Origin of the sequence: Kamptonema sp. PCC 6506, assembly GCF_000180455.1 — a bacterium.
In the GTDB taxonomy this organism is placed as follows: domain Bacteria; phylum Cyanobacteriota; class Cyanobacteriia; order Cyanobacteriales; family Microcoleaceae; genus Kamptonema; species Kamptonema formosum.
Genome location: NZ_CACA01000212.1, coordinates 1 through 10,172, shown reverse-complemented (window position 1 = coordinate 10,172; position 10,172 = coordinate 1). Strand labels below are relative to the sequence as shown.

Sequence of the window (10,172 nt, the reverse complement as noted above, 5' to 3'; positions counted from 1 at the left end):
TCGGCTGCTCTAGGATCTTCCAGAGCCCCCATTTGGATCTTGACACCATTTGGGAACTCCCGAACATAGGCATCTGCAACTGCTGTTCGGGCCTGCTCTAAAGATTTTTCATTGCTGTAATCTAGGACTACGTAATAGTAACCATCTTGAGCTTTTACAGGGATGCCAGGATTTGAGACAACTGGCTTCGGTGTTGCTGCTGGGGATGCCGCCGACTTAGCCGCCGATGGTATCGGAGCTAATTGGCGGGGGGCTACTGGTGTTGGCGATGGCTTCGGAAGTAGAGCTCTGGTGAGATTGTTAAGGCCCTCGTCGTTTGTATTAGCTGCATTCGCCGGTGCTGGTGGTATTGGGTTAGGTAAACTTACCCCAGCAACGGGCTTGGGAGCGGGCGGTATTGAAGGTTTAGCCGATGGTACAGCAATAGGACTTGGAGTAGGTTTGACATTGCTCAGGGTGCTTAAATCTAGTTCAACAAACTCTTTGGAAGCTAGATTGGGAGCTTTTGGGAGATCCGCCTGATTGCTGCTATCGGCTGCGGTATTAACGGGACTTGCGGCAGGGGTGGGACTGCTTTGTTTGAGCCAGCGGTTGAATCCCAGATTAGCCAGAATTGAGGGATTGATGACTGTGTAGCCGAGAGCAATGCAAGATAGCAGGAACAGCAGCATTGAGCTTAATCCCAAGGGTGTAAACAGACTTGCTGTTAAACTTCGTTCTGTTTCTGGTTCTAGTTGTCTCTCGTCTAAACTTTTGAGAAGTTCTTCGCTAGATGCTAGGTAATCATTGGGCGATCGCTGGCTATTAGCTGATTTGGCAGATAGGCGATCGCTGCCTGCTGATGTCAGAGTTTTATCTGCGGCGTTGTCTGCGATCGCTAGTTGTGAGTTTGGCGATCGCGTCTCGAAATGAATAGTTTGTCGGGGCTTCATCTCTGGTGATAATACCGTCTTCTGCTCAGCTAGGTTGTCTGTCGCCGCAGGAGAGATTAAATCTAGGGAGGGACTGACTGGCTTAGCGCCAAGGCTGACAGATGGAGCTACCCATTGTTGCGATCGCTGTCGTTGCCGCCGATACTGGCTCACTTCTTCTTCCAGGTTTACGTCTAAACAGCCCATAACAGCCTGTAGAGCAGGCTTGATTTGATTTGAGGATAATTTATCCGGGGATTCAACCGAGGAACGCTTACTCATAAAAAAACTCCTACCACCTCTTCATCGATTTTAGAACTTTAAAGTATTGGGTTGCCCTTCCACCAATAGTTACTCAAATCTGACGACTCAGATTTTACCTTGGCTTCCTGTTTCATTTTGGCTACTCGGCTGCTTCGGTGTCCGCGAGCGTAACTTCAGCCTAAACTACGCTTACTTTTTCCGACAGGACTTGAGGCAGATGGATTGCTGTGTTTAAGTCCCGATTTAACCTTAACTGGTAGTCAACAGTTAGACCAGCATCGGAGGATGGAGACAAAAGACTTAGGTCAAAGGCACAAGGTAGATGGGAAAAAACTTAGGTAGCCAGCTTTTGTACGCTCTGTCTCTTATATTTAATTATGACCTCATCGTTATGAGTTATTGAAAACTAATAACTCATAATTGATAACTGCTCTCTTTTTCGGCCTAAAATATTTGTCATTTACGATACATATTTTTAGAGAAGCGTTTAACTTTTGGCTTGATCCCCGTTAGTTTTTTAATGCTTCAGCCTAGCTTCGCTCCTAGTCATGCTCCAGAACTTACTTAGATTATTTCTATATATAACAGAATTATAAATAAATTGTTAAGGTTACTTTTAGTGTGGGGATCGCTCTAAGCGAGACAGAATAAAGGATTGGGTACTTTCCGACCTACAAACAGAACATTGCACAATTAAAAGGTGAAGATTATGCGCTAAGGGAATTTTTATGAAAACCTCGTTAACTTCAGCTTGCCGTCACTGTAGGTATTATACGCCAGAAGGAAGACGTGGTGGTGTTTGCCAGCAGCTTAATGTCCCGGTTCAAAGCGCATGGGCTTCTTGTTCTTTGGCGATCCCACCCTTTGCCCCTGTTTGGGAAGAAATAGAAGAGATGGTGATCTCGCAGCAGCACGAAGTGAACTTACGGGGTGCGATCGCTCTCCCAGTTTCCGAGCTTGAACCCCAGGAACCCGCTCGCTCGGTTCTAGCTAAAATCCCTAGCTAAGGAACAAAGATTAAAAAAGATTAAATTAGTGTTGCCGTTAATTCCAGCTAGAGTTAACAAATTTTTCAATAAATTTTTCCAAGGTGCGGGATTCCCTAGATTTAACCGCCACCAGGACTTTAAATCTTTCTCTTACAACCCAGGAAGAGAAAAAATTATAAGGCAATAAAATCTATCTGCCTACAATTGGGTGGATGCGTTTTTATAACTTGCGTTCTGGATCGGATGCGTTTGAAATTTAGGATGATAAGAGTTAGACACAAAGCTAATGGCTGGTATTGTCTCCGATCGCCTTGAGAACAAAACAGTCGCGGTTGTCAATCTAGGTGCTTGAGGGAAGTTTGATGCTGGACTTGGCTGTAATCTTCGATATGGACGGATTACTAATTGATAGTGAGCCTCTATGTGCAAAGCAGAAGTGGAGATATTTAACGCTCTGGGAGTCCCACTAAAAGAGAGTATGTGTTCTCAAACAATGGGTTTGCGTATTGATGAGGTTGTCAGTCATTGGTATGCCATATTTCCTTGGACGGGTGTTAGTCAGTCCGCAGTAGCCAAACAGATTATCAATCGGTTGACACTCCCACGCCTAAAGGCGGTGGGATTCTTGAATCAATGACCGGACTTAACCCATTCTGATTGCTCAGAACAAGCCAGAGATCCAATCTCCTCAAGCTTAGAAATTCCGGTGTGCCCCACCGTATTTATTCCTAAACCCTTAGCCAAAATATTTTTAGCCGCATTCAAATCTCGATGTTCAATCAATCCACAAGATGGGCATTTATGGGTACGAGTCGATAGCGATTTCTTAACTCTTGTCCCACACCTTGAGCAATCTTGAGATGTGAAATGAGGCGCTACTTCTACAACGTGAACCCCACGTATTTTGGCAAAATAGTCAACCCAATTAGTGAACATCGACCATGCCGCATCTGAAATAGATTTGGCAAGCTTATGATTTTTTACCATGTTTGACACTTTCAAGTCTTCATAGGCAATCGCATCGCTAGATACTGTTAACGCCCTTGCAGTTCTTACCGCAAATTCTCGGCGTTGCCTACTAACCTTCAAGTGTTTCCGAGCCATCTTATTGATAGCCTTTCTTCTGTTTTTAGAACCCTTTTTCCTTTTAGAAACCCGTCGTTGCAATCTCTTTAAAGATTTCTCTGACTTTCTCAAAAATCTAGGGTTTTCGATTTGGTTGCCTTCTGAATCGGTATAGAAAAACTCTAACCCCAAATCAATTCCTACTGCTTTACCAGTTGGCGACTGTGGCTCAGAACGCTCTACATCAATCAGGAATTGGCAATAGAAGCCATCGGCTCTTTTAACAACCCGGACTCGTTTGATCTGTTCGGGCTGATAAAAGCTTAAGTCGCGAGTTCCTATGAGTTTGAATGTTCCCGCTTTGAATCCATCGGTAAAAGCGATGCGTTTCCTGTCTTCAGCTAACCTCCATCCAGTTTGCTTGTATTCGACAGAATGGCCGCGTTTCTTGAACTTTGGATAACCTTTCTTTCCTGGTTTGCCTTCTTTACAGTTTTTGTAGAACCGAGAAATACCATTCCAAGCTCTATCAGCAGATGATTGTCTGACTTGGGAATTTAATTTCCCCGCCCAATCATATTCCTTGGCTAAGGTTGCACAAAGTTTCTGAAGATCGTTTTTACTAACTCCCCGATTGTCCATCCAGTACAGCAAAGCTTTATTGCGAACAAAATTGGCAGTGCGAATTGCTTCCTCTAGCAATTTGTACTGCCAATTTTTTCCTTTCAATTTTGCTTCTAGTACCAACATGGTTTTTTCTTTTGCTTAATACTATACTTGTATTCTAGCCGTGTATCTAACAACTGCTGCTCGTTTGGGCATACATCCAAGCAAGTGCGTAGCGTTTGAAGACTCCGTTCGGGGTATGAACAGCGCTAAGGCAGCAAGGATGAAATGTATCGTTGTGCCAGCACTAGAGGAACGAGCAGATCCCCGGTTTGCGATCGCAGATTTCAAGCTAGATTCACTTGAAGCGATCGACGAGTCTTGGCTAAAAAATTTGAGGCTGTTAAAAAGCTAGTGCAATTAGCAGCCCTATAATAATTTTTTAATTGAGAATTTTGAGAATAATTTCCTCTCCTGTTGAAATTGTGCCTATGGGAGCCAAGGAAATTTACGAAAATCGGGCTGGCGCTTTTCCAAAAATGCTTGTTTCCCCTCAGCCCCCTCCTGAGTCATGTAATACAATAATGTGGCATTACCTGCTAGTTCTTGCAGTCCCGCTTGGCCATCGCAGTCAGCATTAAAAGCAGCTTTCAGACAACGAATTGCGATCGGACTTTTATCCAAAATCTCATTAGCCCACTGAATCCCCTCCTGTTCCAACTGTTCGACAGGTACAACACAGTTAACTAAACCCATTGCTTCAGCTTGCAATGCTGTATATTGACGACACAAGTACCAAATTTCCCGCGCTTTTTTTTGCCCTACAATTCTAGCCAGATAACTTGCACCAAAACCCCCATCAAAACTCCCGACTTTTGGGCCTGTCTGTCCAAAAATGGCATTTTCAGCAGCAATTGTGAGGTCACAGATTAGATGCAAGACATGACCCCCACCGATCGCATAACCTGCAACTAGGGCAATGACAACTTTGGGCATCGATCGAATTAAGCGTTGTAAATCTAATACGTTTAGCCGGGGAATGCCTGCCTCATCTACATATCCCCCCGATCCCCGAACGCTTTGGTCGCCGCCAGCACAAAAGGCGTATTTCCCATCTGTATGCGGGCCAGCACCAGTGAACAGAACAACACCAATTTGACTATCTTCACGGCTATCGGCAAAAGCGTCGCAGAGTTCAAAAACAGTTTTAGGACGAAAAGCGTTACGTTTGTGAGGGCGATTAATAGTAATTTTGGCAATACCGCCGCTTTTGTGGTAAAGGATATCTTCGTAAGTTTTGGCAGTTTGCCATTCAATTTGCATAGGAATAGGGGCGGGGGAGCAGGGGGGGCGGGGGAGCAGGGGGGCAGGGGAGATGGTCATTAGCGATTAGCGATTAGCCATTAGCGATTACCAATTACCAATTACCAATTACCAGTTAACAGTTAACAGTTAACAGTTAACAGTTAACAGTTAACTATTACCCTTAGACTGCAACAAAGAAGCCAAATGCTTTGCAGCTTTAGCGAATACGGGATTGTGAGCCTCAAACTCAGCGGGGTCGAGTAAACTTTGAACCTCCGCCAAAGCATCGGGGTCGATAGTTCCTTCTTTTGCAAATACAGTATCAAGAACTGTTGTGTGGCGATAGTCAATTCCGAGCCGATGGCCAATGGATTGCAAATACATCTGTTCTCGGAGGTCGAAATCTCCATCGGCGGCTGACATTTCATAGCCGAAGGCAATTAACAACAATTTTTCTGAGTCTGAAAATAAAGCCGTCAGCGTTACCAGTTCACTAGGGTTGAAATAAACCTGTTGTTTAGCGACTCCCTTGAGAATGCGCTGGATCAGTTGAAGATGATCGCGCTCTGCATTGACAAAGGCTTTAAGAGTCTTTTGGAGCCGTTCTTCTTCTTCAACAGCAACCGTTTTATCTATAATAATCACTCCCCGTAAAATAGAAATTAGAGCAGTCAGAAAGACTACTAGAGGGGTGACATCTTGTGGGCGGAGCCTCTGTCCGCTGATCCGGGACAAGAGCTCAACAACTTCTAAGCCAATCAGCGAAGTGTCCATAATTTTAAATAATTGTCGATTTAGCACCCGACGATCGCAACCTAATCTAACCATCTTAAGTGTTTTCTGTGACGCAAGTATGATCGACTACAAAAATGTGCGGCCTATCTACGCTCCTATTTACCTGACTCACTGCCAGTGGATGAGTAGAGCTATAAAGTTGGCACAGGAGGCGGGAGAGGCTGGGGAAGTACCTGTGGGTGCTGCGATCGTGGATAGTCAGGGCAAGTTGATTGCACAGGGACAAAATCGGCGAGAGCGAGATTGCGATCCTACAGCTCATGCTGAAATTTTAGCTCTGCGGGGGGCGGGTATTGCTCTACAAAATTGGCATCTCAATGCTTGTACGCTCTACGTTACTTTGGAGCCTTGTCCGATGTGCGCTGGGGCGATCGTACAAGCCCGAATCGGTCTCCTAGTCTATGGAGTGGACGATCCGAAATCTGGCACAATCAGGACTGTTGGTAATATCCCTGATAGCGACTGTTCCTATCACCGCTTGCCTGTACTTGGTGGGATTATGGAGTCTGAGTGCCGGGAACAGTTACAATCTTGGTTTGCAAAGCGTCGCGGCCAAGCCAAGAGCTAGCAATAGATTAAATCGCTGATTTAATTGAATGACAATAGCGGAAGTGGCCCTTTTGACTTCCAAAGGGTTTGTTAAAAAACTTAGTGTAGAGTCAGAAAGTCCTTAAAAAAGCTTGATTGCTTTGAGGTACACTGCCATGATTACTTTTGACTCCACTAATTCATCCCTAGAGACACAAATGCCTGCCAAGGCGACATCTATTAATTCTCACGTTTCTCCTTGGTTAGCCCCATTGGTTTATCCTTTGGGCCGCTACCTTATCCTGCCTTTTTATTTTCGTAGTATTGAGGTGCTTGGACAGGAACACATTCCCAGAGAAGGGCCTGTAATTTTGGCTCCTACTCACCGCTCTCGCTGGGATTCTCAGATGCTACCTTACTCTACTGGGCGATACGTTACGGGCAGAGATCTGCGATTTATGGTTTCAGTGAATGAGGTTAAAGGATTGCAAGGCTGGTTTATCAGGCGGTTGGGTGGGTTTCCAGTCGATCCCAAGCATCCGGCGATTGCGACTCTCCGTCATGGGGTAGAACTTCTTCTTGATGGGCAAATGTTTGTCATTTTTCCCGAAGGCGGCATTTTCCAAGATAATCAAGTTCACCCTCTCAAACCAGGATTGGCCCGTCTGGCGATTCAAGCAGAGTCGAGTCACCCAGGACTGGATGTTAAAATTGTACCTATGAGTATTCGCTACCATCCCTGCATTCCTCGCTGGGGTTCTCGTGTGAAAATTACGATCGGCTCTCCGCTGTCGGCGGCTGATTATTGCACTGGTGCAGGAAAAAAGGATGCACAATTGTTAACTGCTGATTTAGAAACGGCTCTCAAAAGGATCGATCGAGAGTGAGTTGAGTTCTATGACTGTTAAAGGTATGTATTTGTTCCCTGATGTCTGTGTCAATTGATTCTGTGCCAAATTTTGGGCCTAGCCAGATTGTCTGTTTAGAATTTCGAGATGCGTGCCTTTATGCTGATGTAATCCAAGTGGTGTCGGCACGTAGGTTATGCTGGGTACGACCATTAATGTTAGTAGTATCTGTCTGCGATCGCAGTTCGGTTGCCCATGAAGATCGTACTTTATGGGATTTGCGTGATGGCTCGGATTTGCTGTGGCCTTTAAGTTTATTTCGAGTTGCTCTTGATACGGAGGTAATTCCGCTTTTGACTGAGTTGCAGTCGCTAGATAGTGAAGGGAAGGATGTGGTTATTGCTCATCGGCAATTAAGAGATTTTGTGGGTAAGGTTTGGGCGGCTTATCCGAGTGCTTTTGCTAGATTTGATGGTGGTAGTTAAGGGTTAATTATATTTTTTATGGGTTATAAAGTAGTTGGAGTGCTCACAATTCCAGACCACTGCACTTTTTTGAGTCCATCGCGGCGGTAAGAATAAAAGTGAGTTGGGTTAGAGTAGGTACATTCAGGCGCGATCGCTACTTGCTCAAAACTAATCCCCAATTGCTCTAATTGTAAAGCATTAAACCGTCGCACATCTAAGCGTACCTTTCCGGGTTGGGAATCGGGTAATACAGGCGCATCTGACATTTGTTGCAAAAATTCCAGTAAGTCTGGGGAATTATCAGCAAGTTCTGGGGCAATTGTACTACCGAGTTGGATTGCTACATCTAATGATACTTGGTAAACATTACCTGCGATCGCAGGCCCTAAAGCTACGCGCAGATTTGCCAGTTGACTGCCATTAACTGCAAAATGTGCGATCGCTGCCGGTACGATCTTACTAGCAGTTCCCCGCCAACCGGCATGAACGGCGGCGACTTGTCCGGTTTCCACATCAGCAATCAACACCGGTACGCAGTCAGCCGAACAAACCCACACCGATTCTAACTCTTTCTCTGTAAGGATTCCATCTGCTTCAGCTAAGATTTCAGAGGAGTTTTGACCCGCAGATGCGGCATTATCGTCAGGAGTTGAAAATGGGCGGATTTCACTGGTTTTGAGTACGGCATTGCCGTGTACTTGTTTAACGCGGTAAACTTGCGCCTGGGGATCGAGGATTTTTACTAAGTCTGAGGGTGTTTTCGGGGAGAAATTTTGAGTAAAGAAGCCGTGCGGCCAAGAGTCGAGTAAGCTGCAAGTTAGGTAGGGTAATCCTTCCCAACTGCGCCATTGCCAAGTTGCGCTATCTGGTTGGCTAGATTGGTCAGAGGTGGGTATATTGGGAATGCGATCGCCAGTTACAGTCATTAAAATATAATGATGATTAGAATTGCTTTTAATTGTAAGATATATCTGCTATATTTACCCTTCTAATTAAAGCGTTAAGGTGAAACACAGACAAATTGAAAAAGTTACTTCTCAGACTTCTGCTGCTCACCCCATTATTACTAATACCGCAGCTAGCCATTGCCCAAATCTGGCGACCAGTCCGAGGCGAAATCCTTTTCAATATCAGCGGTATAGCTTTGGTTAGCCAACAAAAGGAAACCTCTTCCTTCCTGATAGTGCATGACAACAAAGACAAAAATCAAGGCCGCCTCGCCATCGTCACAATAGCAGGTAAAGAACAACCCCAATATTCCCCCGTCAACTGGCCCGCTAATACAGAACTACCAAGTGATTTAGAGGGGCTAACTGCCGTTCCAGGGACAGATTCTTTTATGGCCTTAGCGAGTGCAGGTAAAGTTTATCATATTCAACTTAGTGGGGATAATAAAACCGTTTCAGTTCTGAAAGTCTTTGATTTGCCAAATATTCCCAAAGGCAGCAACTTTGAATCCTTTGGTTTGCAAAATATCGAGGGTAAATTATTAGCTGTTTGGGCTCATCGGGGCCAAGGGGCAGATCCGGCGGTTATTTACTGGGGAGTCCTTAATCTTGCTACTTATCAAATTACTCAACAAGGTTCTGCAAAGTTGACAGTACCTTTCCCAACGGGAAATGTGCGCCATATTTCTGACCTTAAGATAGATGCGGCTGGTGTCGTCTTCGTGTCAGCGGCGACTGATAATGGCGATGACGGGCCCTTTGATTCTGCGGTTTATGTTGCGGGCAGTTTTAGCGATCGCATTTTCCAATTCCGGCAGTCTCTTACTCCTCTATATCACTTGCCTGACCACAAAATAGAGGGGATTGAACTCGTACCGGGAGCTTCAGGCGGCGTGGTGCTAGGTACTGATGATGAAAATATGGGAGGATCTGTCTTTATGAGTTGGTAAGTGCTGAGCCATAGAGGTATCTTGTAAACAAGCATCTTTTAAGGAGATATCTACTACTATGGGCTGGTTTAAAAGACTATTCGGACTAGAAAAGCCTGAACCCCCCGCTGAACCGATGACGCAGGTGGTGCAGCAAGCAGCAGCAGCTCAATCTATTGCCCCAGCTAAGGTTGGCCCAGATGGGAATTTTGATGAGAGTGGCTTGGCAAAGCGGGTGGCCCTCGCTTTTGACAACGATGCAGAAGTTGCTGATATTGAGACTGTCTATGTTGCTCAGCTCAGCAGCACTGTTGTCCTTAAAGGGAAAGTGCCAAGCCAGGAGATCCTAGATAAGCTGGTGGCGATCGCCTCCGCTGAGGAAGGAGCAACCGCTGTACAAACCGATCAGGTGACAGTGGGCTAGCCATTAGCGATCGCGCCCCCTACCCCTAACTTACCTTCAAGCCCGCTCCAGCGGGCTTTGCCGTTTTGAGCTGCCAAATTTCAGAGATATATAG

The 10,172-nt window shown here is 45.4% G+C and carries 13 protein-coding genes; 8 read left to right on the top strand and 5 right to left on the bottom strand.

Going from position 1 to position 10,172, the window contains the following annotated elements:
- Positions 1-1,193, bottom strand: a 1,193-nt coding sequence (locus OSCI_RS10885) for a hypothetical protein (RefSeq protein ID WP_039962119.1), incomplete at its 3' end; no start/stop codon positions are given.
- A 710-nt stretch (positions 1,194-1,903) separates the two neighbouring features.
- Here OSCI_RS10885 and OSCI_RS10880 point away from each other — a divergent pair.
- Both OSCI_RS10880 and OSCI_RS10875 read left to right on the top strand, forming a co-directional pair.
- Positions 1,904-2,182: a hypothetical protein gene (locus tag OSCI_RS10880; RefSeq protein ID WP_007354990.1), complete on the top strand. Its 279-nt coding sequence runs from the start codon at positions 1,904-1,906 to the stop codon at positions 2,180-2,182.
- Positions 2,183-2,585: 403 nt separating this feature from the next.
- Positions 2,586-2,801: a hypothetical protein gene (locus tag OSCI_RS10875; RefSeq protein ID WP_007354989.1), complete on the top strand. Its 216-nt coding sequence runs from the start codon at positions 2,586-2,588 to the stop codon at positions 2,799-2,801.
- Here the strand turns inward: OSCI_RS10875 and OSCI_RS10870 are convergent.
- The gene (locus OSCI_RS10870; RefSeq protein ID WP_007354988.1) at positions 2,795-3,979 is read right to left on the bottom strand and encodes an RNA-guided endonuclease InsQ/TnpB family protein; all 1,185 of its coding nucleotides are present in this window, start codon (positions 3,977-3,979) and stop codon (positions 2,795-2,797) included. The two genes, OSCI_RS10875 and OSCI_RS10870, sit on opposite strands and share 7 nt — an antisense overlap.
- A 40-nt stretch (positions 3,980-4,019) precedes the next feature.
- Between OSCI_RS10870 and OSCI_RS31950 the strand changes: the two genes are divergently transcribed.
- A complete protein-coding gene (locus tag OSCI_RS31950; RefSeq protein ID WP_007354987.1) occupies positions 4,020-4,250 on the top strand; it encodes an HAD-IA family hydrolase in 231 nt (76 codons plus the stop codon).
- A 74-nt stretch (positions 4,251-4,324) separates the two neighbouring features.
- Here OSCI_RS31950 and menB read toward each other — a convergent pair whose 3' ends face one another.
- Entirely contained in the window at positions 4,325-5,158 is an 834-nt protein-coding gene (gene menB / locus OSCI_RS10865) for a 1,4-dihydroxy-2-naphthoyl-CoA synthase (RefSeq protein ID WP_007354986.1), read from the bottom strand.
- Between the two features lie 150 nt (positions 5,159-5,308).
- Positions 5,309-5,914: a TerB family tellurite resistance protein gene (locus OSCI_RS10860; RefSeq protein ID WP_007354985.1), complete on the bottom strand. Its 606-nt coding sequence runs from the start codon at positions 5,912-5,914 to the stop codon at positions 5,309-5,311.
- A gap of 79 nt (positions 5,915-5,993) precedes the next feature.
- Here OSCI_RS10860 and tadA point away from each other — a divergent pair, with 79 nt between their 5' ends.
- The 3 genes from tadA (at position 5,994) to OSCI_RS10845 (ending at position 7,796) form a co-directional block, all read left to right on the top strand.
- Positions 5,994-6,503 (top strand): tRNA adenosine(34) deaminase TadA, encoded by a 510-nt coding sequence (gene tadA / locus OSCI_RS10855; RefSeq protein ID WP_007354984.1) that lies wholly within the window; start codon positions 5,994-5,996, stop codon positions 6,501-6,503.
- Positions 6,504-6,639: 136 nt separating this feature from the next.
- Positions 6,640-7,350, top strand: a complete 711-nt coding sequence (locus tag OSCI_RS10850) for a lysophospholipid acyltransferase family protein (RefSeq protein ID WP_007354983.1) — start codon at positions 6,640-6,642, stop codon at positions 7,348-7,350.
- A gap of 41 nt (positions 7,351-7,391) precedes the next feature.
- The gene (locus OSCI_RS10845; protein ID WP_007354982.1) at positions 7,392-7,796 is read left to right on the top strand and encodes a hypothetical protein; all 405 of its coding nucleotides are present in this window, start codon (positions 7,392-7,394) and stop codon (positions 7,794-7,796) included.
- A gap of 23 nt (positions 7,797-7,819) precedes the next feature.
- Here the strand turns inward: OSCI_RS10845 and pgeF are convergent, their stop codons facing one another.
- Complete coding sequence (gene pgeF, locus OSCI_RS10840; protein WP_007354981.1) at positions 7,820-8,704, bottom strand: peptidoglycan editing factor PgeF; 885 nt, start codon at positions 8,702-8,704, stop codon at positions 7,820-7,822.
- Positions 8,705-8,799: 95 nt separating this feature from the next.
- On the opposite strand from pgeF, the gene OSCI_RS10835 reads away from it, so the two are divergent.
- The gene (locus tag OSCI_RS10835) at positions 8,800-9,675 is read left to right on the top strand and encodes a hypothetical protein (RefSeq protein WP_007354980.1); all 876 of its coding nucleotides are present in this window, start codon (positions 8,800-8,802) and stop codon (positions 9,673-9,675) included.
- A gap of 58 nt (positions 9,676-9,733) precedes the next feature.
- Positions 9,734-10,078, top strand: coding sequence for a BON domain-containing protein (locus tag OSCI_RS10830; protein WP_007354979.1), 345 nt, complete (start codon positions 9,734-9,736; stop codon positions 10,076-10,078).
- The last annotated feature ends 94 nt before the right edge of the window (positions 10,079-10,172 follow it).